Source organism: Pseudomonas protegens CHA0, assembly GCF_000397205.1.
Lineage (GTDB): Bacteria > Pseudomonadota > Gammaproteobacteria > Pseudomonadales > Pseudomonadaceae > Aquipseudomonas > Aquipseudomonas protegens.
Genome location: NC_021237.1, coordinates 6,021,776 through 6,043,920, shown reverse-complemented (window position 1 = coordinate 6,043,920; position 22,145 = coordinate 6,021,776). Strand labels below are relative to the sequence as shown.

Here is a 22,145-nt window from a genome sequence, read left to right as displayed (position 1 = left end):
GTTCCAAACATACGAGCTAAACGAGTTTTATATGACTAACCAAGTAATGAAAGGCGAAGATCTGGTCAAGGTGGCTGTCGCCGCGCTGGAAGACGTCAAGGCCCAGGACGTCCTGGTGATCGATGTTCGCGACAAGCAGAGCATCACTGACTACATGATCATCGCTACCGGTACCTCCAACCGCCAGATCGGCGCGATGCTGGAAAAGGTCCGTGAAATGGTCAAGGCCCAAGGCGTGCGCCCATTGGGTGAAGAAGGCAAGGGCGACAGCGACTGGGTGCTGCTGGACCTGGACGACGTGATCGTGCACATGATGACCGCCTCGGCCCGCCAGTTCTACGACCTGGAGCGTCTGTGGCAGGGCGCCGAGCAGAGCCGCGCGGCCGATGGCAAGCACCACAGCCCGGAGCATGGTCACGAGCACTTCACCAAGCTCAACAAAGACCAGCAATAAGGGACGGCTGTGCGCCTGCGTCTGATCGCTGTCGGTTCACGCATGCCCAAGTGGGTGGAAGAGGGTTGGCACGAGTATGCCAAGCGTCTGCCATCCGAGCTGGCGTTGGAACTGGTGGAAATTCCGCTCAATACCCGGGGCAAGAACGCCGACGTGGCTCGCTTCATCCGTCAGGAGGGCGAGGCCATGCTGGCCAAGGTCGGGCATAACGAGCGCATCGTCACCCTCGAGGTGCATGGCAAACCCTGGAGCACCGAGCAACTGGCGGTGGAACTGGATCGCTGGCGTCTCGATTCGCGCACCGTGAATTTCATGGTCGGCGGCCCGGAAGGGCTGGCGCCGGAGGTCTGTGCGCGGGCGGATCAGCGCTGGTCGCTGTCGCCGCTGACCTTGCCGCACCCGCTGGTGCGGATTCTCATCGGTGAACAGCTGTATCGCGCCTGGACCGTGCTGTCCGGGCACCCTTACCACAAGTAGCCCGCGCCCCTCATGTCCCAGCCGATCCGCATCAAGGACCACGAAAAAGACGCCCGTCTGGTGCGTGGCCGTGTCGTGTTCGGCGCCATCATGGTGGTTTGCCTGATCGGTGTGCTGATTGCCCGGCTGTATTACCTGCAGGTGATCCAGTACGACTACCACTCCACCCTTTCGGAGAACAACCGGGTCCACGTGCAGCCGATTCCACCGACTCGCGGGTTGATTTTCGACCGCAATGGCGTGGTGGTGGCGGACAACCGGCCCAGTTTCAGCCTGAGCATGACCCGCGAGCGCTCTGGCGACTGGCAGCAGGTGCTCGACGTGATCGTCGAGGTGCTGGAGCTGACTCCGGAAGACCGGGTGCTGTTTGAAAAGCGCATGAGGCAGGGGCGTCGGCCTTTCGAGCCGGTGCCGATCCTGTTCGAGCTGACGGAAGAGCAGATCGCCCGGATCGCGGTGAACCAGTTCCGCCTGCCCGGTGTGGAAGTGGTGGCCCAACTGGTCCGGCATTACCCCCAGGGTGCGCATTTTGCGCACTCCGTGGGCTATATGGGGCGGATCAACGAGAAAGAGCTCAAGTCCCTCGATCCGGTGAACTACAGCGGCACCCACCATATCGGCAAGACCGGCATCGAGCGCTTCTACGAGCCTGAGCTGCACGGCCAGGTGGGTTACGAAGAGGTCGAGACCAACGCCCGTGGCCGGGTGCTGCGGGTGCTCAAGCGCACCGACCCGATTCCCGGCAAGGACATTGTCCTGAGCCTGGACATCAAGTTGCAGGAAGCCGCGGAACTGGCCCTGGGCGGGCGCCGTGGCGCGGTGGTAGCCCTGGACCCGAGTACCGGTGAAGTGCTGGCGATGGTCAGCCAGCCGAGCTTCGACCCCAACCTGTTCGTCACCGGCATCAGCTTCAAGGCCTATGCCGAGCTGCGCGATTCCATCGACCGGCCGCTGTTCAACCGGGTGCTGCGTGGCCTCTATCCGCCGGGTTCGACCATCAAGCCGGCGGTGGCCATTGCCGGGCTGGATGCCGGCGTGGTCACGGCTTCGACCCGGGTCTACGACCCGGGCTACTACCAGTTGCCCAACTACGACCACAAGTACCGCAACTGGAACCGTACCGGTGACGGTTATGTCGACCTGGATACCGCGATCATGCGGTCCAACGACACCTATTTCTACGACCTGGCCCACAAGCTGGGGATCGACCGGCTGTCCGCCTACATGAGCAAGTTCGGTATCGGCCAGAAGGTCTCTTTGGACATGTTCGAGGAGTCGCCGGGCTTGATGCCGACCCGCGAATGGAAGCGCGCCACCCGGCGCCAGGCCTGGTTCCCGGGGGAGACCCTGATTCTCGGGATCGGCCAGGGCTACATGCAGTCCACGCCGTTGCAACTGGCCCAGGCCACCGCCCTGGTCGCCAGCAAGGGCAAGTGGAACCGGCCGCACCTGGCCAAAAGCATCGAGGGCGAGAAGCCGGTGGATCACAACCCGATGCCGGACATTGTCCTGCGTGACCCCTCGGACTGGACGAAGGTCAACCATGGCATGCAGCAGGTGATGCACGGTGCCCGGGGCACCGCGCGCAAGGCTGCGGCCGGTTCGCCGTACCGGATTGCCGGCAAGAGTGGTACCGCCCAGGTGGTGGCGATCAAGCAGGGCGAGAAGTACGACCGCTCCAAGGTCCAGGAACGGCATCGTGACCACGCCTTGTTCGTCGGCTTCGCGCCGGCGGAAAACCCCAAGATCGTGGTCTCGGTCATGGTCGAGAACGGTGAGTCGGGCTCCGGCGTCGCGGCACCGGTAGTGCGTCAGGTGATGGATGCCTGGCTTCTCGGCCAGGACGGCCAGCTCAAGCCCGAGTTCGCCAGCCCTATCAGCGCGGAGGCTACGGCCCGTGAAGAGTAATTTTGACCGCATCCTCTCCAGTGAGGATGTGATGCGTCGTCGCGCGACGCTGTTGCAGCGCCTGCATATCGATGGCCCGCTGCTGGTGCTGCTGCTGACCCTGGCTGCCGGCAGCCTGTTCGTGCTGTATTCCGCCAGCGGCAAGAGTTGGGACCTGCTGGCCAAACAGGCCACTTCATTCGGTATCGGCCTGGTGTCGATGATCGTCATCGCCCAGTTCGAGCCGCGCTTCATGGCCCGCTGGGTGCCGCTGGGCTACGTGTTCGGCGTGGTGCTGCTGGTGGTGGTAGATGTCATGGGCCACAACGCCATGGGGGCGACCCGCTGGATCAACATCCCCGGGGTGATCCGCTTCCAGCCATCGGAGTTCATGAAGATCATCATGCCGGCGACCATCGCCTGGTACCTGTCCAAGCGCACCCTGCCACCCCATCTCAAGCATGTGGGGATCAGCCTGGTGCTGATTGGCATTCCGTTCATCCTGATCGTGCGCCAGCCTGACCTGGGTACGGCCTTGCTGATCCTGGCCGGCGGCACCTTCGTGCTGTTCATGGGCGGCCTGCGCTGGCGCTGGATCCTCAGCGTGCTGGCGGCTGCGGTTCCCGTGGCCATCGCCATGTGGTTCTTCATCATGCACGACTACCAGAAGCAGCGGATCCTGACTTTCCTCGACCCGGAGAGCGATCCGCTGGGCACCGGCTGGAACATCATCCAGTCCAAGGCCGCCATCGGCTCCGGTGGGGTGTTCGGCAAGGGCTGGCTGCTGGGCACCCAGTCGCACCTGGACTTTTTGCCGGAGAGCCACACCGACTTCATTATCGCTGTCATGGGCGAGGAGTTCGGCCTGGTGGGCATCTGTGCGCTGCTGCTGATCTACCTGCTGCTGATCGGGCGCGGGCTGGTGATCACCGCCCAGGCCCAGACACTGTTTGGCAAATTGCTCGCGGGCAGCCTGACCATGACGTTTTTTGTTTACGTTTTCGTCAACATCGGTATGGTCAGTGGCTTGTTGCCGGTCGTAGGGGTGCCGTTGCCGTTCATTAGCTACGGAGGAACTTCGCTGGTGACGCTACTGTCAGCGTTTGGGGTTTTGATGTCGATCCATACCCATCGCAAGTGGATCGCGCAGGTTTGATTAAGGTGAAGAATTCAATGCAAGCAATGCGTGGCTGGGCCGCTCGGCAGGCGCCGTGGGTCGGTCTGGTAAGCATCCTTGGTGCAGCGCAGCCCGCGTTCGCCGGTGATTACGAAGGTTCGCCCCAGGTGGCCGAATTCGTGGGCGAAATGACTCGGGACTATGGTTTTGCCGGGGAGCAGCTGATGGCTGTGTTCCGCGAGGCCGAGCGCAAGCAGTCGATTCTTGACGCCATTTCGCGGCCCGCCGAGCGGGTCAAGCAGTGGAAGGAATACCGGCCGATGTTCATCACCGACGCGCGCATTGCCCGCGGTGTGGATTTCTGGCGCCAGCATGAAGCGGTGCTGGCCCGCGCCGAGCAGGAATATGGCGTACCGGCCCAGGTAATTGTCTCGATCATCGGCGTTGAAACCTTTTTCGGTCGAAATACCGGGAATTACCGGGTGATCGACGCATTGTCCACCCTGGGTTTCGATTATCCGCCCCGTGCCGAGTTCTTTCGCAAGGAACTGCGCGAGTTTCTGCTGCTGGCGCGTGAGGAGCAGGTCGATCCATTGAGCCTCAAGGGTTCCTACGCCGGAGCCATGGGCCTACCACAGTTCATGCCCAGCAGTTTTCGGGCTTATGCGGTGGACTTCGACGGTGACGGCCACATCAATATCTGGACCAACCCCGATGATGCCATCGGCAGTGTGGCCAGCTATTTCAAACGCCACGGCTGGGTGGCCGGCGAACCGGTGGTCAGTCGCGCCGATGTGCGTGGCGATCGGGTAGATGAAGGCTTGACCACCGGGATCGAACCGACGAAAACCGTCGGGGAGTTGCGGGCCCTGGGCTGGTCGAGTCATGATGCGCTGCGCGATGATATGCCGGTCACCGCTTTCCGTCTGGAAGGTGACAATGGCCCGGAATACTGGATGGGCCTGAAGAATTTTTACGCGATCACTCGCTATAACCGCAGCGTGATGTACGCCATGGCCGTACATCAGTTGTCTGAACAGCTGGTCCAAGCACGGGGCGTCAAGTAATGCTGGCAATGCCAATTCGCAAACCCCTGAAGCTGGTGGCTTTTGCCGCGTTGTCCTTGCTGGTGGTCAGTTGCTCGACGAGTCGCTCGCCGCAGCAGAAATCTTCCACCGCTGTGCGTTCCATGCCGGGCCTGGACGTCAACCGCGCCCACAAGGATGGCGCGCCGTGGTGGGATGTCGACGTTTCGCGCATCCCCGATGCGACCCCGACCCTGCATACCGGCCCCTACAAGGCCAACCCCTACACGGTACTGGGCAAGACCTATTTCCCCATCCAGGAATCGAAGAACTACGTGGCCTCCGGCACGGCGTCCTGGTATGGCACCAAGTTCCACGGCCAGAACACCGCCAATGGCGAGGTCTATGACCTGTACGGCATGAGTGCCGCGCACAAGACCCTGCCGTTGCCCAGTTACGTGAAGGTCACCAACCTGGACAACAATCGCAGCGTGATCCTGCGGGTCAACGACCGTGGGCCGTTCTATTCCGACCGGATCATCGACCTTTCCTACGCCGCGGCCAAGAAGCTCGGCTATGCCGAGACCGGCACCGCCCGGGTCAAGGTCGAGGGCATCGATCCGCAGCAATGGTGGGCTCAGCGTGGCCGCCCGGCGCCGCTGATGCTCAACGAGCCGCAAGTGGCGCAGAATAGCGCGCCGGTGGTCACGGCCTCGGCCGGCACTGTCGAACAATGGACCCCGCCGCCCCAGCAGCACGCGGCGGCTGTGGTTCCCGTACAAGTGAAAAACACGGCAGCAGCTTCTGGCCAGTATTTGCAGGTGGGCGCCTTCGCCAACCCTGACGCTGCCGAGCTGTTGAGGTCGAAATTGAGTGGCATGGTGAGCGCCCCGGTGTTCATCAGCTCGATCGTCCGCAATCAACAGACGCTGCATCGAGTGCGCCTGGGGCCATTCGGCACGCCGGGTGAGGCCCAGCAAGCGCAGAACAGTGTGCGCCTGGCGAACCTTGGGCAGGCCAGCGTGGTCTCTGCCGAGTAAGAATACTGAAGATTGAAGATCCGCTTGCGGTATTGGGGGGTGGGTCCTGGTTGTTGGCTCGTCGAACAACAAAAGCCCGGCAAGGGTCAGTGAGTGAACAACTGCACACGCGACAGCCCTTTAGAAGGCTGTCTGAAATAGTTTTGCCCGCAAGGGCAAGTTTCCATTAGCAACTTCGAGAGACGGATGAACATCACCACCTTTGCCAAACGCCTGTGCCTGCTTGTCCCGCTGATCATCACGCCCGCCGCCTGGGCGGTCGAAGCGATGCCGTCGCCACCGCAACTGGCCGCCAAATCCTATGTGCTCATGGACGCCAGCAGCGGTAACGTGCTGGTGGAGAACAATGGTGACCAGCGCCTGCCGCCGGCCAGCCTGACCAAGCTGATGACCGCCTACATCGCGACCCTGGAAATCCGTCGCGGCCAGATCGGCGAGAACGATCCGGTGACCGTCAGCGAGAACGCCTGGCGTACCGGCGGTTCGCGGATGTTCATCAAGGTGGGTTCGCAAGTCACCGTCAGCGACCTGCTGCACGGCATCATCATCCAGTCGGGTAACGACGCCAGCGTCGCGGTTTCCGAGCATATCGCCGGTAGCGAAGACGCGTTCGCCGACATGATGAATAAGACGGCTACCGACCTGGGCATGAGCAACAGCCACTTCATGAACCCTACCGGCCTGCCGAACCCAGAGCATTACTCGTCGGCCCACGACATGGCGGTGCTGGCTCGCGCGATCATCCACGAAGACCCTGCGCACTACGCGATCTACTCGCAGAAGGAGTTCTTCTGGAACGGCATCAAGCAACCCAACCGCAACCTGCTGCTGTGGCGCGACAAGACCGTTGATGGCCTGAAGACCGGCCATACCGACGAAGCCGGCTACTGCATGGTGTCCTCGGCGGTGCGTGATGGCATGCGCCTGATCGCCGTGGTGTTCGGTACCAACAGCGAACAGGCTCGTGCTGCTGAAACCCAGAAGCTGCTGACTTACGGTTTCCGTTTCTTCGAAACCCAGACCTTCTACCAGAAGGGCACCGAGCTGGCCCAGGCCCAGGTCTGGAAGGGCACCACTCATCAGGTCAAAGCCGGTCTGGCCGAAGACCTGACCATGACTATGCCTAAAGGCCAGTTGAAAAAGCTCGCCGCCAGCATGACCATGAACCCGCAACTGATCGCGCCGATCGCCAAGGGCGACGTAATTGGTAAAGTCGAAGTGAAACTGGACGACAAGGTGGTGCACAGCGCTGATCTGATCGCCCTGGAAGCGGTCGACGAAGGTGGTATCTTCCGTCGCATGTGGGATAGCATCCGTCTATTCTTCTACGGCTTGTTCAACTGATATTGTCGACCTGCGTGGCCCTCGTTCCCCAGTGGAGCGGGGGCCATGTCCGTCGTCCGGCTATACGAGGCCGTTACTGCCATGACAGACACTGACGTTAAGTCGCACAAGATTGAGTTTCCCGTCGATGACTATCCGATCAAGGTGATCGGTGACACGGTTGTCGGCTTCAAGGACACCGTGATCGAGATCCTTGCCAAGTACGCCAAGCTGGACATCAAGTCCCTGGCCGAGCGTCAAAGCAGCAACGGCAAGTACACCACCGTACAACTGCACATCACCGCCACCGGTGAAGACCAACTGCGTGATATCAATAGTGCCCTGCGTGCTACCGGTGTCGTCCACATGGTGCTGTGATGCCACAGACGCTGGGCTTTCGTGAGCTTGGCCAGATGGCTTACGAGCCGGTCTGGCAAGCGATGCAGCGCTTTACCAATGAACGCGGTAGCGATGCACCGGATGAAGTCTGGCTGGTGCAGCATCCACCGGTATTCACCCAGGGCCAGGCCGGCAAGGCCGAGCACCTGCTGCTCCCGGGGGATATCCCCGTGGTGCAGGTGGACCGCGGCGGCCAGGTGACCTATCACGGCCCTGGCCAGTTGGTGGCCTACCTGCTGCTGGATGTGCGCCGATTAGGTTTCGGTGTGCGTGACCTGGTCAACCGCATGGAGCACTGCCTGATCGAGCTGCTGGCCAGCTACGGCGTGCCGGCGGCGGCCAAGCCCGATGCACCGGGCGTCTACGTCAATGGGGCGAAAATCGCCTCCCTGGGCCTGCGTATCCGTCACGGATGCTCTTTTCACGGTCTGGCCTTGAACGTGGACATGGATTTGCAGCCGTTTCGACGGATTAACCCCTGTGGTTATGCCGGGTTGGCGATGACCCAGCTGAGCGACCATGCAGGGCCGATTGAATTTGCCGAGGTAAGTGCCCGGCTGCGTGCGCAGCTCGTCAAACACCTCGACTATGCTGAGCAGACGACCCTAACGGGCGGAATCGACTGATATGACTACTGCGCAAGACGCTGTTCAAACCCTGATCCCGACGCTGGATATCTCCGAGCGAGCGGCCCGTCCGAAAGTTGAAACCGGCGTCAAATTGCGCGGTGCGGAAAAGGTCGCGCGCATTCCGGTGAAGATCATTCCGACCACCGAACTGCCGAAGAAACCGGACTGGATTCGCGTACGCATCCCCGTCTCCCCGGAAGTCGATCGGATCAAGCAGCTGCTGCGCAAGCACAAGCTGCACAGCGTCTGCGAAGAGGCGTCCTGCCCGAACCTGGGCGAGTGCTTCTCCGGTGGCACCGCGACCTTCATGATCATGGGTGACATCTGCACCCGTCGCTGCCCCTTCTGTGACGTTGGTCATGGCCGTCCGAAGCCTCTGGATGTCGACGAGCCGATGAACCTTGCGGTGGCCATCGCCGATCTGCGCCTGAAATACGTGGTGATCACCTCGGTGGACCGCGATGACCTGCGTGACGGCGGTGCCCAGCACTTTGCCGACTGCATCCGTGAAATCCGCAAGTTGTCGCCGAACGTGCAGTTGGAAACCCTGGTTCCCGACTACCGTGGCCGCATGGATGTTGCCCTGGAAATCACCGCCGCCACGCCGCCGGACGTGTTCAACCACAACCTGGAAACAGTGCCGCGCCTGTACAAGGCCGCCCGTCCTGGCTCGGACTACCAGTGGTCGCTGACCCTGCTGCAGAAATTCAAGCAACTGGTGCCGCATGTGCCGACCAAGTCCGGGCTGATGCTGGGCCTGGGTGAAACCGATGACGAAGTCATCGAGGTCATGAAGCGCATGCGCGAGCACGACATCGACATGCTGACCCTTGGCCAGTACCTGCAACCGTCGCGCAACCACCTGCCGGTCCAGCGCTTCGTGCACCCTGACACCTTCGCCTGGTTCGCCGAGGAAGGTTATCGGATGGGGTTCAAGAACGTTGCTTCCGGCCCGCTGGTACGTTCTTCGTACCATGCCGACGAACAAGCGAAACTGGCCAAGGCAGGCCTGGTTTCCTGATCTGCCTGCCCGCAAGGCGCACGTCTTGCGGGCAGTTCCCCGGCTCTTTCGAGCACTTTCGCAACACCTGCCGCTTTTTAAATCCCGCCTCTTCTGTTTGACACCATTCATGGCTACTGTGCTTGAGTGAATTCACACAGGGAGAATCTGCATGCCTATCCAACCGACTGCTGCGCTGAACGCCCACCTGCCGGTGCCGGCGCTGGCCGCAGAAGGCGTTATCGGCCTTATTGCACCTGCCGGTCCCGCAGCGCTGGATACTGAAAAAGCCCACCAATGGATGCGCTCCAGGGGATACAGCCTACGGATCTTCCCGGGTGTCGGGTTGCAGGAGGGGTACCTGGCCGGTAGCGACGAAGCGCGCCTCAAGGACCTGCATGAGGCTTTCGCCGACACGGACATAGACGCCATTCTGTGCCTGCGTGGCGGCTACGGCAGCCCCCGCCTGCTGGACAAGATCGATTTCGATCTGTTGCGGCGCAATCCCAAGCCCTTTGTCGGCTACAGCGATATCACCGCCCTGCACCTGGCGATCAACCGTTATGCCGGCTTTGTGAGCTTTCACGGGCCGATGCTCAACGCCGACCTGCTGGGCGACAAGCAGGCGCCCACCGAGGCTTCCTTTTTCAATCTGCTTCGAGGCCAGGCCCGGGCTGGCAGCCTGCTGCCCCATCCCGTGGCCTTCCCCTTGACCACCATCGAGCCGGGCATTGCGCTGGGCTCCCTGCTGGGCGGGAACCTGTCGCTGATCGCCAGTACCCTGGGCACCCCGTATGAGATCAATACCGACGGCATCATCCTGTTTATCGAGGATGTCAATGAGCCGCTGTACCGCATAGATCGCCTGCTCAATCACCTGCGCCTGGCCGGCAAGCTGGAAAATCTGCGTGGGGTATTGGTGGGGGATATGGCCGGTGTGGATTTTGCGGCGTTGTGCGCTTTGCTCAAGCAGACCTTCGAACCGCTGCGGATTCCGGTGCTGGCGGGATGGCGCAGTGGTCACTGCGACCCCAACCTGACCTTGCCCATGGGCGCGCTGGTCAGGCTGGATGCGGGAGCCAGGGAACTGACCCTGGCGCAGGATGTGGTCTTCAAGTAATCGCAGGGCCGGCGAGGGGAGTGTTTCCCCTGCGCCGGACCGGCTCCTAACGATTGCGCAGGCTTTCCAGCAGCTTGTGGGTCGGATAGCCATCCGCGGGCCAGCCCAGTGCCTGTTGGGCATTACGAATGGCCTTGCGGGTGTTGGCGCCGATGATGCCGTCGGGATTGCCGGCGTCATAGCTGTTGGCACTGAGCAGTGTCTGTAGCTCGATGCGCTCGGAGCGGCTCAGGGGCAGGTCGTCCTTGGGCCAACTGCCGCTGATCTGACCGGCTCCGCCGAAGCGTTCGGAGAGCAGGTTCACCGCCAGGGCATAGGACGAGGAGTTGTTGTATTTGAGCACTGCCCGGAAGTTGTCCAGGATCAGGAACGCCGGGCCGCGGTAACCCGCTGGCAAGAGCAGTGAGGCCGACAGGTGTTCCGAGCCGTAAGGCAGGGCCTTGCCATTGGCAGGAGTCATGCCCAGGCGCATCCATTCGCCCACGGTCTTGCGGGTGGAGGCGTCGGCCAGGGCGTAGTCGAAACCACTGTTGAGCTGTACTTCAAGACCCCAGGGCTGTCCCTGTTGCCAGCCGGAACTCTGCAGATAGTGCGCGGTGGAGGCCAGTGCATCGGCCGGGCTGTTCCAGATATCCCGGCGGCCATCGCCGTCGAAGTCCACGGCGTGGGTGTTGTAGGTGGTGGGAATGAACTGGGTCTGGCCCATGGCTCCGGCCCAGGAGCCGAGCATTTTCTCGGGCTGTATATCGCCATGCTGGATGATCTGCAGCGCAGCGATCAATTGGCTGTTGGCAAAGGCCGGGCGCCGACCTTCATAGGCCAGGGTGGCCAAGGAGCGAATGACCGATTTGTTGCCCTGGAAGTCGCCGAAATTGCTTTCCATGCCCCACACCGCCACCAATGCCTGGCGGTCGACGCCATAGCGCTGTTCGATCCGTTGCAGGATGTCGCTGTACTGCACCAGCAGTGCCTGGCCCTTGCGTACCCGTACCGGGGACAGCGCCCCCTCCAGGTATTCCCATACTGGGCGGCTGAACTCGGGCTGGCTGCGGTCGGCCTTGATCACGCTCATGTCCGGGGTCACGCCGGCAAAGGCGCGATCAAATACTTCGGCACGGATACCGGCGCCCAAGGCTTCGGCACGGAAGGCGTTCAACCATTGGTCAAAGGTCTGGGTGGGCTGGATATCCAGGTTGTCGACGGTCAGGGGCGCGACAGTGGCAGGTGCGGCAAGAGGGGCTGCCTGGAGGCTGGGCAGTGGCTGGGCGTCGGCGGCGGTGGGTTTTTCCGCGCAGGCGACTAGCAGAATAAGGCTGGAGGCAGCGATCAGTTGGCGCATGTGCCAACGACGGGAAAGACAAAAGGGCATGCACGGGTCCAGAGAGAATAACAATCAGGTGCAGACCTTATCATGCCGGCGGGGTTCTGGGCTTCAGGCAGCCAGAAAGTAAGAAGCCTCCCAGCTTTTAGACTGGAAGGCTTCGCGGCGGTAGCTGCCTTTGCCCTTGGCCGGGCGTTCCTGACGGCTGCGGAACAGTGGCTGGGCGACGATGGATTTGGCCTTGTTGGGGCCATGCTTGGATGGCTTGCTCATGCTCAATACTCACTTTGGGAGGGAGGTGTTGCGGCGCAGATCATCGGCCAGAGTCGGGCCGCTGTCCAGCATCATGGATGCAGAAAATTGTAAGCGTGACGGGGTGGCCGCTTTACTCGGCCGCAAGCGCCAGGCGCTGGCCGGCCATCAGCAGCGATAAGCGGCTCAGGCTGCTCCAGGGCGAGCCACTGGCCTGTCCCTTGATCTGCGCATCAATGCGCTGGGCATCGAGCAGCAGTTGGCCCCAGCGTTGTGCGGAGTAGCGCTGCAGGGCTTTGCTCATCAGGGGTTTGCGTTTGTCCCAGACGGGCGGGCGAGCCTGGCTGAAGACCTTGTCCAATGGCACGCCCTGGCTGAACTGCAGGGCCAGGTTGGCCAGCAGGCGCAGTTCCCGGGACAGTGCCCAGAGAATCACCGGTGGTTCCACGCCTTCGCCGCGCAAGCCTTCCAGCATGCGCAGGGCATGGGCCGCTTCACCATTGAGGATGGCGTCCACCAGGCCGAATACGTCGAAGCGGGCACTGTCGGCCACCGCCGCCTGGACCGTTTCGACGGTGATCTGGCCGCCCTCGGCCATCAGCTTGAGCTTCTCGATTTCCTGGGCGGCAGCCAGCAGGTTGCCTTCGACCCGGGCGGCGATCAATTCGACGGCATCCTGGCTGGCGGACAAGCCGGCCTGGGACAGGCGCTGGCGAATCCACTGCGGCAGCTGGTTGGCATCCACCGGCCAGATCTGTACGAACTGAGTCTGGGCACCCTCGACCAGCGCCTTGCCCCATTTGGTTTTCTGCGCGCTGCCATCGAGTTTGGGCAGACTGATCAACAGCACCGTGTCTTCGGCAGGCCGCGAACAGTATTCGATCAGCGCTGCTGCGCCCTTGTCACCGGGCTTGCCCGAGGGCAGGCGCAATTCCAGCAGGCGTTTTTCGGCGAACAGCGACATGCTGGCGCCTGCTTGCAGCAGGGTGCCCCAGTCGAAACTGGCGTCGGCGCTGAATACCTGGCGCTCATCGAAGCCCTGCTGGCGTACGGCAGAGCGAATGGCGTCGGCGGCTTCCTGACAAAGCAGTGGATCATCACCGCTGATCACGTAGATCGGTGCGAGAGTGCCTTGCAGGTGTTTGCCGAGTTGGGCGGGGGCTAGTTTCATAGGCGGGTGCCAGGGGGGGCGCCGGAGCGCCCCGCATGGCTTACTGGTTCGGCAGTTCCATAGGGGACTGTCGCGGGGTTTCCGCCTCAGCCTTGCGTGCGGCTTCCAGGGCGTCGGCTTCTGCCTTGGCCTTGGCTTCGGCGGTCGCCTGCAGCTGGGCAAGCTGTTCCGGGGTCAGCAATTGCAGACGGATCAGCATGCGCTGGATCAGGTCACGACGCATTTCCTTGCGGGTCTCGGAAGACTCCTGGTCGGAACCGGTGATGTTGTTGCCGTCGTGCAGGAAGACTTTCTGCACTTCCAGTTTGTCATCCAGCAGGTGCAGGTTGTCGTGAGTCAGGATCTCATACCTGAGCGTGGTGCCGATCTCGTACTCGGCCGAGCTGCCACCGCCGGTGTAGCTGAGGGTACGCTGGGAGTTCTCCTCGCTCAGCAGCACCAGCTTGTAAGGTGCGCCGGCATGGACTCGCACACCGCTGCTTTCCAGCTGCTGCTTGAGCATCTTGATGGTGGTGCCGTAGGCGTCCCGGGCGCTCAGGTCCAGTTCCTTGATGGACAGCTCCTGGGTTCCAGTACCGCGCAGCTGGAAGCCGCAGGCGCTCAGCAGCACGGCCAGGCCCATCACCAGCAGATTACGTTTGATCATGTATTGCTCCCCTTGAAACCAGATGGGCCAACCTTGTGGCCCTGGAGGTTTTATTCGGCGCCCGATCCCGGACCGGGCGCCTGATCCAATTAGCTGGCGACGATGTTGACCAGTTTGCCCGGCACCACGATGACCTTGCGAATCGTAAGGCCTTCGGTGAAGCGCAATACGTTCTCGTTGCTGCGAGCGGCCGCTTCGACTTCTTCACGGCTGGCGCTGGCTGGCATCTCGATCTGGCCACGCAGTTTGCCGTTGACCTGGATCACCAGTTGCAGGCTGTCCTGCACCAGCGCGCTTTCGTCCAAGGCTGGCCAGCCGGCATCGATGATCGCGCCGCCTTGACCCAGTTGGCCCCACAGCTCATGACTGATGTGTGGAGTGATCGGGGCGAGCAACAGGGCCACGGTCTGCAAGCCTTCCTGCAGCAGTGCACGGTCCTGTTCGCTGCCTTGCGGCGCTTTTTCCAGGACGTTCATCAGAGTCATCACCTGGGCGATGGCGGTGTTGAATTTGTGATGCTGGCCTACGTCCTGGCTGGCCTGTTTGATGGCCAGGTGGATTGCACGGCGAATGGCTTTCTGCTCGTCGCTCAGGGTCGCTACATCCAGATCCCCCGGCAGCCCCTGGCTGACGTGGGCCTGGGCCAGGCGCCAGACGCGCTTGAGGAAGCGGTGCGCACCTTCAACGCCAGAGTCGGACCATTCCAGGCTCATGTCGGGCGGCGAGGCGAACATCATGAACAGGCGGCAGGTATCGGCGCCATATTGTTCGATCATCGATTGCGGGTCGACGCCATTGTTCTTCGACTTGGCCATCTTCTCGGTGCCACCGATCTCCACCGGCAGGCCGTCGGAGATGAGTTTGGCGCCAATGATCTTGGCCTTGCTGTCACGCTCCAGCTCGACATCCGCCGGGTTGTACCAGGTGTAGCTGCCATTGGCTTCGCGACGGTAGTAGGTCTCGGCAATCACCATGCCCTGGGTGAGCAGGTTCTTGAACGGCTCGTTGGAACTCACCAGGCCTTCGTCACGCATCAGCTTGTGGAAGAAACGCGCGTAGAGCAGGTGCAGGATGGCGTGTTCGATACCGCCGATGTACTGATCCACCGGCAACCAGTGGTTGGCCGCGGCCGGATCTACCAGGCCGCCTTCATAGTGCGGCGAGGCGTAACGGGCGTAGTACCACGAGGACTCGACGAAGGTGTCCATGGTGTCGGTTTCACGCTTGGCAGGTGCTCCGCATTTCGGGCAGCTGCACTCGTAGAACTCGGGCATGCGCGCCAGTGGCGAACCGGCGCCATCGGGAACCACGTCTTCCGGCAATACCACCGGCAACTGCTCTTGCGGGACGGGTACATCGCCGCAGCTGTCGCAGTGGATGATCGGGATCGGGCAGCCCCAGTAGCGCTGGCGGCTGATGCCCCAGTCCCGCAGGCGGAACTGGGTGCGCGATTGGCCGAGGTTCTTCTTCAGCAGCGCCACTTCGATGGCATCGAACGCGCCAGGGAAGTCCAGGCCGTTGAACTCGCCGGAGTTGATCAGCTCGCCATGCTCGCCGTAAGCGTCCTGCCAGGGCGCCGGAGTTTCATTGCCAGCGCTGGTGCGTACCACGGCCTTGATCGGCAGGTTGTACTTGGTGGCGAACTCGAAGTCGCGCTCATCGTGGGCCGGTACCGCCATGACTGCGCCGTCGCCGTAGTGCATGAGCACGTAGTTGGCGACCCAGACCGGGAGTTTTTCACCGGTCAGCGGGTGCTCGACGAACAGCGAAGTCGGCAGGCCTTTCTTTTCCTGGGTCGCCATGTCGGCTTCGGCGACGCTGCCACCCTTGCATTCGGCGATGAAGGCCTGCAGCTCGGGGTTGTCCTGTGCTGCCAGGGTGGCCAGCGGGTGCTCGGCTGCCACGGCAACGTAGGTCGCGCCCATCAGGGTGTCTGGACGGGTGGTGAAAACTTTCAGGGTCCCGGCTTCGCCGATGGAGGCCTGGTCGTAGGGAAATTGCACTTCCATGCCACGGGATTTGCCGATCCAGTTGCGTTGCATGGTCTTGACCTGCTCGGGCCAGCCCGGCAGTTCGTCGAGGCTCTCCAGCAGTTCATCCGCGTAGGCGGTGATCTTGAAGTAGTACATCGGAATTTCGCGCTTTTCGATTAGCGCGCCGGAACGCCAGCCGCGGCCGTCGATCACCTGTTCGTTGGCCAGCACGGTCTGGTCGATGGGGTCCCAGTTCACGGTGCCGTTCTTGCGGTAGATCACGCCTTTTTCGAACAGACGGGTGAACAGCCACTGTTCCCAGCGGTAGTAGTCCGGCTTGCAGGTGGTGACCTCGCGGGACCAGTCCACCGCCAGGCCCAGGCTGCGCAACTGGGTCTTCATGTAGGCGATGTTTTCGTAGGTCCACTTGGCGGGAGCCACGTTGTTTTTCATCGCGGCGTTTTCCGCCGGCATGCCGAAGGCGTCCCAACCCATGGGTTGCAGAACGTTCTTGCCTTGCATGCGCTGGTAGCGGGAGATCACGTCGCCGATGGTGTAGTTGCGCACGTGCCCCATGTGTAGCTTGCCGCTGGGGTAAGGGAACATCGATAGGCAGTAGTAAGTTTCCTTGCCTGGCTGTTCACTGACTTCAAAGGACTTTTGCTCGTCCCAGAACGACTGGGCGGCGGCTTCGATTTCACGGGGCTGATAGTGTTCGTGCATGGCTACTTTTGTACTGAATAGGGGTGGCCTAATCCTCTTCAACGCAACTTCGGGTGGCGATGACGCCAAATGCGGCGTTTTTCAGTGCCCGATGGAGCTGGAAGTGGAGTTACAGGAAGCGCCGTAGCATACATGACCGCACTCTGCCGAGGGAAACCCTGATTGCTCGGGCGGGCCGTTGGTCGCGGCGGCGCGTCGCTTTCGGCTGTCCGACTAAGCTCAAAAAGGGGAGTGAGTCTTATCTTCGATGAGGTGAACGGATGCTTGAATCGCAGCGAAAAGCAACAGAACCGGAGGTGTATGAAAGGCTCCTCAATCGACTGGCTCTGGCCCTGGATGCGGCAAAAACGGCGGATCGACTGCGCAATGAGCGGCCTATCGAGCTGGAGCTGCGGGGTTTGAGCCGGGCGGAGTTTGAATTGATCAGGGCCTATCTGGCCCGCCATCAACGTGAAATGCAGATCAATCCAATGGGCAGTCTGCAACACCAGGAGGTGCCTCGTTCGGCCAAGATCATTTGGCTGAAGGATCAGGCGCCCGTCAAAGCATCGGTGAAAGTCCGATCTCAGCAGTTCAAGTAGGTCCCAGGGCCCCTTATCGGGTCGAGCGAGGTCGCGGCCGAGGACCTCGGGAGCAAAAATACCAGGCATTGGTTGTTGCCGGACAGGTATCCCCTTTAGGCTTCGGGCATCTTGTTGGAGATGCTCGATGCCTTTTCGCTATTTCATCAAACAGTTGCTGCTGCCGCCCGGCATTCTGTTGCTGTTGCTGCTGCTTGCTTGGGGCTTGCGCCGTTCCCGGCCACGGCTGGCAGGTTGGTGTTTTGCCTTGGGGCTGGGTGGTTTCTGGTTGATGAGCCTGCCGGTCATGGTGGAGTGGGGGGCGCGCGGTCTGGAGCGCCTGCCGCCCTTGCCGCAAAGCCAATGGGCGAGCCTGGCCGAGCAGGCGGATGTGATTGTGGTGCTGGGTTCGGGGCGGGAGCGGGGCGATCCGGCGTGGGGCTCCGATCAGCCCACCGGCGTGGGGCTGGAGCGCGAACGCTATGCCGCGCGCCTGGCCAAGGCCTCCGGGCTGCCGGTGCTGACCAGCGGCGGCTTGCATTACGGTACGCCGCCCACCGAGGCTGCGTTGATGGCGCAATCCCTGCTCGATGACTTTGGCGTGACGGTGCGCTGGCAGGAAGGTCGCAGCCGCACTACCTGGGAAAACGCGCAGTTCAGCGCCGAAGTCCTGCTGCCATTGGGGATCAAGCGTGTGGTGGTGGTGACCCAGGCCTGGCACATGCCCCGCTCGGTGTGGAGTTTCGAGCACGCCGGGTTTGAAGTGGTGCCTGCGCCAGTGGGGTTCCTGGGAATGGATAACGCCCGTCCGCTCGGAGGCTGGATGCCTGAGTTCAAGTCGATCTGGCAGAGCGGGCAGTTGCTCAATGAGGCAATGGGCCAATTGGGCTACCGGTTGTTCTATCGCTGATGTCAATCCGGCTCCCTCGGGAGCCGGATTGCCAGTGAGGGCCCTCAAACGGTCTTGGCAATACGGCTGGCCAGCAAGGCCCAGCCAAACAGCAGGGTGCAGAGCACCACCAGCGGCCAGGAGCGCCATTGCAGATACGGCGTCAGGTTGTGCATGGGCACGACCTCGCCGTACAGAATGCCGCGTTCGAACTGGGGAATCTGTACCGTGATCCTGCCGAACGGATCGATCAGCCCGGTGACGCCGTTGTTGGTCGCGCGAATCATCCAGCGCCCGGCTTCCAGGGCGCGCATCTGCGCCATCTGCAAGTGTTGCAGGGGGCCGATGGAAGTGCCGAACCAGGTGTCATTGCTGATGGTCAGTAGCAGGTCGCTACGGGCCGAAAGGCTGGCGGCGAATTCGGGGTAGACCACTTCGTAGCAGATGAACGGCGCTATCTGATAGCCCTTGGCCTGCAGCAGCGGCTGGTCGGCCGGGCCGCGGGCGAAGTCCGACATCGGCAGGTTGAAGAAGTCGATCAGGCCGCGCAGCACTTCCTGCAGGGGCACGTACTCGCCAAAAGGCACCAGCTTCTGCTTGAGGTAGGTGCCGTCCCCTTCGCCGGTCACGGTGATGCCGTTGAAGTAGCGTTTTTCATGGCGTACCAGTTGGCGCACCGGAACGCCGGTAATCAGCGCGGAATGACGGTCGGCGGCAAAGTTGCCCATCATCGTCAGGTAGCCTTCGGCCGACTCCTTGAGCACTGGTACTGCGGTTTCCGGCCAGACCAGCAGGTCTACGCGCTTGCTGCGAAAACTCATGTCGCGATACAGCGCCAACTGGGCGTTGAGCTCGGCCGGGTCCCACTTCATGCTCTGTTCGATATTGCCCTGGATGGCGGCGACCGATAGCGGCTCTCCGGCGGGGCTGGTCCAGGCATGGCCTTTCAGGGCCAGGCCCACGATCCAGGGGGCTGCCAACAGAAGCAGGCCCGCAACGATGAAGGCTTTGCGCCCGGCCTTGATCAGTCGCGGCAGGTTGTAGAGCAGCGCCGCGGTGAGGGCCAGTGAGAAGGAGATCAGCCAGATGCCACCCAGCGGCGCGAGCCCGGCCAGTGGGCCGTCAAGCTGGCTGTAGCCGGAATACAGCCAGGGAAAACCGGTGAGGAACCAGCCACGAAAGGCTTCCTGGCCCAGCCACAGGGCCGCGAATGCCAGGGCGTCCGCCAGCGGCGCTTCATTGCGTCGTAACCAGCGGGCCCAGAGCCAGGCAGGCAGTGCGAAAAACCAGGCGATGGCGGCGATGAAGGCCAGCATCAGCAGGCCGGCAAGCAGGGCCGAGGCGCCGCCATAGGTGTGAATGCTGACGTAGATCCAACTGGTGCCAGCCCCGAACAGGCCGAAGCCGAAGCACCAGCCGCGGCCCAGGGCCTGGCGCGGTGTCAGCTCGCGCAGCCCGGCGTAGAACAGGCCGACTGCCAGCAGCGCCAGAGGCCAGATGTTGTAGGGGGCCAGGGCCAGGGTGGTGATGGCGCCGGCGATCACGGCCAGCAGGTTGCCGGGCCAGCCGGGGCGGGTTGAGCGCTGCAAGAGGCGTTTCATCAGCTCTTTCCTGTGTCGTACCGCGCGAGGCACGAGGAGAATGGTTGGGTTGTTTCAGATGAGCGTCGAGTCACGCAGCGCTGCTCGGCCGATGCGTCCCCGCCCTGTATCGCCTGAGGCCAGGCAAGTGGCCTCAAGACGATATCGCGGTGCGGGGGAGGGCAGATGACCCGTTTCCTCAGCGGGAAATGGGGGTCAGGCGCAGCAGATGAATCCGCCGGCTGTCGGCGTTGAGCACGCGGAAGCGATAGGCGCCGATTTCAGTGATTTCGTTGCGTTTTGGCAAGTGGCCGAACGCACTCATGACCAGGCCGCCTACGGTGTCGAATTCGTCGTCGGAAAAGTCGCTGTCGAAAAACTCGTTGAAGTTCTCGATGGGCGTCAGCGCCTTGATCAGGAAGTCGCCGCTGGGCAGTGGCTTGATGTAGCTGTCTTCCTCGACGTCATGCTCGTCCTCGATGTCGCCGACGATCTGTTCCAGCACGTCTTCGATGGTCACCAGGCCCGCCACGCCGCCGTACTCGTCGATGACGATGGCCATGTGATTGTGGTTGGCGCGGAACTCGCGCAGCAGCACGTTCAGGCGCTTGGACTCGGGGACGAAGGTCGCCGGGCGCAGCAGGTCCTTGATGTTGAAGCTGTCACCGTTCTCCTTGAGGATCAGCGGCAGCAGGTCCTTGGCCAGCAGGACGCCCATCACGTCGTCATGGCTTTCGCCGATCACCGGGTAGCGCGAGTGCGCCGAATCGATGACTGCGGGCAGGAACTCCCGAGGGGTCTGGGTCGCCTTGATGCTGATCATTTGCGAGCGCGGAACCATGATGTCCCGGACTTGCAGGTCAGCGACCTGGATGGCGCCTTCGACGATGGCCAGCGCTTCGCTGTCCAGCAACTTGTTCTGATGGGCTTCGCGCAGCAGCTCCAGCAGCTCCTGGCGGTTTTTCGGCTCATGGGCAAAAGCCTGGGTCAGTTTGCCCAGCCATGACTTTTGCCCGTTGCTCGATCGATCTTCGCTCATAGCGATTGCTCTGAATCCTTGGTTGTTACAGGGGGTTGTTGATCAGCTTTCGTCGTCTGCATAAGGGTCCGGATGGCCCAGTTCTGCAAGCAACGTTCGTTCCAGCGCTTCCATTTCTTCGGCTTCGTCGTCATCTATATGGTCGTAGCCCAACAGATGCAAGCAGCCGTGAATCACCAGATGGGCCCAGTGGGCCTGAAGTTCCTTGCCTTGTTCAGCCGCTTCGCGCTCGACCACCGCAATGCAGATCACCAGGTCCCCCAGCAATGGGATATCCAGCAGCTCATCCGGTACATCGGCAGGAAATGACAGCACATTGGTGGCGTAATCCTTATGACGCCAGGTGTGGTTCAGCTCACGCCCTTCTGCTTCGTCCACCAGGCGGATGGTCAGTTCCGAATCGGCGGTGCGCTGGCGCAGGGCCAGCTCGCACCACTGGCGGAACTGTTCATCGCTGGGGGCCGGCTGTTGGCTGGCGCGCTGCAGGTCAAGCTCAAGCATCGTGGCGGTTGCCTCGGTCTGCTGCAGCCTTGGCGGCCTCGTCGGCAGCGTGCAGTTCGAAGCGCTCGTAGGCTTCGACGATGCGTTGCACCAGCGGATGGCGCACCACGTCCTTGGGCATGAAGTGAGTGAAGCTGATACCAGGCACATCCTTGAGCACGTTGATCACATGGGCCAGGCCGGACTTGGTGCCCTTGGGCAGGTCGACCTGGGTGATGTCGCCGGTGATCACCGCAGTGGAGCCGAAACCGATCCGTGTCAGGAACATCTTCATCTGTTCCACGGTGGTGTTCTGGCTCTCATCGAGGATGATGAAGCTGTTGTTCAAGGTGCGGCCGCGCATGTAGGCCAGGGGCGCGATCTCGATGACCTGGCGTTCGATGAGCTTGGCCACGTGTTCGAAGCCGAGCATTTCATACAGGGCGTCGTACAGCGGGCGCAGGTAGGGGTCGATCTTTTGGGCCAGGTCGCCGGGCAGGAAACCGAGCTTTTCGCCGGCTTCTACCGCCGGGCGCACCAGCAGGATGCGTCGCACCTGCTCGCGTTCCAGGGCGTCCACGGCGCAGGCCACGGCCAGGTAGGTCTTGCCGGTACCGGCCGGGCCAATGCCGAAGTTGATGTCGTTGCCGAGGATCTCTTTGACGTAGCGCTGCTGATTCAGGCCGCGGGGGCGAATCATGCCTTTCTTGGTGCGCAGGGCCACGGCGGCATCGGCTACCGAAGGGTTGTCCAGCTCTTGCACGGCAGACTCCTGCAAGAACAGGTGGACCAGGTCCGGCGACAGCTCGGTGCCCTTGGTTTCCCGGTAGAGACGGCGCAGAAGGTTTTCCGCGGAGGTGGTTTGCTTGGGTTCGCCGATCAGTTCGAACTGATTGCCGCGGTTGCGGATCTCGATCGTCAGGCGCTGTTCGATCAAGCGCAGATGCTCGTCGAATTGCCCGCACAGATTGGCGAAGCGGCGAGCCTCGAAGGGCTCGAGGATGAAACGATGAGGTTCTATGGGTGCGTTCAAGGTCGTT

The 22,145-nt window shown here is 62.0% G+C and carries 22 protein-coding genes; 13 read left to right on the top strand and 9 right to left on the bottom strand.

What is annotated here, in order from left to right; genetic code table 11:
* Positions 1–31 precede the first annotated feature (31 nt).
* The 11 genes from rsfS to PFLCHA0_RS26980 all read left to right on the top strand — a co-directional run bounded on the left by rsfS (position 32) and on the right by PFLCHA0_RS26980 (position 10,471).
* Positions 32–454 (top strand): ribosome silencing factor, encoded by a 423-nt coding sequence (rsfS, locus tag PFLCHA0_RS27030; protein WP_015637171.1) that lies wholly within the window; start codon positions 32–34, stop codon positions 452–454.
* Between the two features lie 9 nt (positions 455–463).
* Entirely contained in the window at positions 464–931 is a 468-nt protein-coding gene (gene rlmH, locus PFLCHA0_RS27025) for a 23S rRNA (pseudouridine(1915)-N(3))-methyltransferase RlmH (RefSeq protein WP_011063671.1), read from the top strand.
* Positions 932–943: 12 nt separating this feature from the next.
* Positions 944–2,839, top strand: coding sequence for a penicillin-binding protein 2 (mrdA, locus tag PFLCHA0_RS27020; protein ID WP_015637170.1), 1,896 nt, complete (start codon positions 944–946; stop codon positions 2,837–2,839).
* A 31-nt stretch (positions 2,840–2,870) separates the two neighbouring features.
* The gene (gene rodA, locus PFLCHA0_RS27015) at positions 2,871–3,974 is read left to right on the top strand and encodes a rod shape-determining protein RodA (RefSeq protein WP_015637169.1); all 1,104 of its coding nucleotides are present in this window, start codon (positions 2,871–2,873) and stop codon (positions 3,972–3,974) included.
* Between the two features lie 17 nt (positions 3,975–3,991).
* The gene (gene mltB, locus PFLCHA0_RS27010; protein WP_011063668.1) at positions 3,992–5,002 is read left to right on the top strand and encodes a lytic murein transglycosylase B; all 1,011 of its coding nucleotides are present in this window, start codon (positions 3,992–3,994) and stop codon (positions 5,000–5,002) included.
* On the top strand, positions 5,002–6,000 hold the full coding sequence (locus PFLCHA0_RS27005) for a septal ring lytic transglycosylase RlpA family protein (protein WP_011063667.1): 999 nt from the start codon (positions 5,002–5,004) through the stop codon (positions 5,998–6,000). The genes mltB and PFLCHA0_RS27005 overlap by 1 nt, the downstream gene beginning before the upstream one ends.
* Before the next feature lie 186 nt (positions 6,001–6,186).
* Positions 6,187–7,344 carry a D-alanyl-D-alanine carboxypeptidase family protein gene (locus tag PFLCHA0_RS27000; RefSeq protein ID WP_011063666.1) on the top strand — a complete coding sequence of 386 codons (1,158 nt, stop codon included), beginning with the start codon at positions 6,187–6,189 and terminating at the stop codon, positions 7,342–7,344.
* An 81-nt stretch (positions 7,345–7,425) separates the two neighbouring features.
* Positions 7,426–7,701, top strand: a complete 276-nt coding sequence (locus tag PFLCHA0_RS26995; RefSeq protein WP_011063665.1) for a DUF493 domain-containing protein — start codon at positions 7,426–7,428, stop codon at positions 7,699–7,701.
* The gene (gene lipB, locus PFLCHA0_RS26990; protein ID WP_015637167.1) at positions 7,701–8,348 is read left to right on the top strand and encodes a lipoyl(octanoyl) transferase LipB; all 648 of its coding nucleotides are present in this window, start codon (positions 7,701–7,703) and stop codon (positions 8,346–8,348) included. The genes PFLCHA0_RS26995 and lipB overlap by 1 nt, the downstream gene beginning before the upstream one ends.
* 1 nt (position 8,349) lies before the next feature.
* The gene (gene lipA / locus PFLCHA0_RS26985) at positions 8,350–9,372 is read left to right on the top strand and encodes a lipoyl synthase (RefSeq protein WP_011063663.1); all 1,023 of its coding nucleotides are present in this window, start codon (positions 8,350–8,352) and stop codon (positions 9,370–9,372) included.
* Between the two features lie 151 nt (positions 9,373–9,523).
* Positions 9,524–10,471 carry a S66 peptidase family protein gene (locus PFLCHA0_RS26980; RefSeq protein WP_015637166.1) on the top strand — a complete coding sequence of 316 codons (948 nt, stop codon included), beginning with the start codon at positions 9,524–9,526 and terminating at the stop codon, positions 10,469–10,471.
* 46 nt (positions 10,472–10,517) lie between these two features.
* On the opposite strand, the gene PFLCHA0_RS26975 is transcribed toward PFLCHA0_RS26980, so the two are convergent.
* The 5 genes from PFLCHA0_RS26975 to leuS all read right to left on the bottom strand — a co-directional run bounded on the left by PFLCHA0_RS26975 (position 10,518) and on the right by leuS (position 16,557).
* Positions 10,518–11,840 (bottom strand): lytic murein transglycosylase, encoded by a 1,323-nt coding sequence (locus PFLCHA0_RS26975; protein WP_015637165.1) that lies wholly within the window; start codon positions 11,838–11,840, stop codon positions 10,518–10,520.
* 63 nt (positions 11,841–11,903) lie between these two features.
* Entirely contained in the window at positions 11,904–12,065 is a 162-nt protein-coding gene (arfA, locus tag PFLCHA0_RS26970) for an alternative ribosome rescue factor ArfA (RefSeq protein WP_015637164.1), read from the bottom strand.
* Positions 12,066–12,177: 112 nt separating this feature from the next.
* Positions 12,178–13,215, bottom strand: coding sequence for a DNA polymerase III subunit delta (holA, locus tag PFLCHA0_RS26965; protein ID WP_011063659.1), 1,038 nt, complete (start codon positions 13,213–13,215; stop codon positions 12,178–12,180).
* 40 nt (positions 13,216–13,255) lie between these two features.
* A complete protein-coding gene (locus tag PFLCHA0_RS26960; RefSeq protein WP_015637163.1) occupies positions 13,256–13,861 on the bottom strand; it encodes an LPS-assembly lipoprotein LptE in 606 nt (201 codons plus the stop codon).
* Positions 13,862–13,950: 89 nt separating this feature from the next.
* Entirely contained in the window at positions 13,951–16,557 is a 2,607-nt protein-coding gene (gene leuS, locus PFLCHA0_RS26955) for a leucine--tRNA ligase (protein WP_015637162.1), read from the bottom strand.
* Positions 16,558–16,817: 260 nt separating this feature from the next.
* Here leuS and PFLCHA0_RS26950 point away from each other — a divergent pair, with 260 nt between their 5' ends.
* Together PFLCHA0_RS26950 and PFLCHA0_RS26945 are read left to right on the top strand one after the other, a co-directional pair.
* Complete coding sequence (locus tag PFLCHA0_RS26950) at positions 16,818–17,138, top strand: hypothetical protein (protein WP_011063656.1); 321 nt, start codon at positions 16,818–16,820, stop codon at positions 17,136–17,138.
* 127 nt (positions 17,139–17,265) lie between these two features.
* Complete coding sequence (locus PFLCHA0_RS26945) at positions 17,266–18,027, top strand: YdcF family protein (protein ID WP_015637160.1); 762 nt, start codon at positions 17,266–17,268, stop codon at positions 18,025–18,027.
* A 44-nt stretch (positions 18,028–18,071) separates the two neighbouring features.
* On the opposite strand, the gene lnt is transcribed toward PFLCHA0_RS26945, so the two are convergent.
* From lnt to PFLCHA0_RS26925, 4 genes are all read right to left on the bottom strand, one after another.
* Positions 18,072–19,595: an apolipoprotein N-acyltransferase gene (lnt, locus tag PFLCHA0_RS26940; RefSeq protein WP_026020052.1), complete on the bottom strand. Its 1,524-nt coding sequence runs from the start codon at positions 19,593–19,595 to the stop codon at positions 18,072–18,074.
* 190 nt (positions 19,596–19,785) lie between these two features.
* Positions 19,786–20,625, bottom strand: a complete 840-nt coding sequence (locus tag PFLCHA0_RS26935; protein WP_011063653.1) for an HlyC/CorC family transporter — start codon at positions 20,623–20,625, stop codon at positions 19,786–19,788.
* Between the two features lie 42 nt (positions 20,626–20,667).
* A complete protein-coding gene (gene ybeY, locus PFLCHA0_RS26930; protein ID WP_011063652.1) occupies positions 20,668–21,126 on the bottom strand; it encodes an rRNA maturation RNase YbeY in 459 nt (152 codons plus the stop codon).
* The gene (locus PFLCHA0_RS26925; RefSeq protein ID WP_011063651.1) at positions 21,119–22,138 is read right to left on the bottom strand and encodes a PhoH family protein; all 1,020 of its coding nucleotides are present in this window, start codon (positions 22,136–22,138) and stop codon (positions 21,119–21,121) included. The genes ybeY and PFLCHA0_RS26925 overlap by 8 nt, the downstream gene beginning before the upstream one ends.
* Positions 22,139–22,145 lie beyond the last annotated feature (7 nt).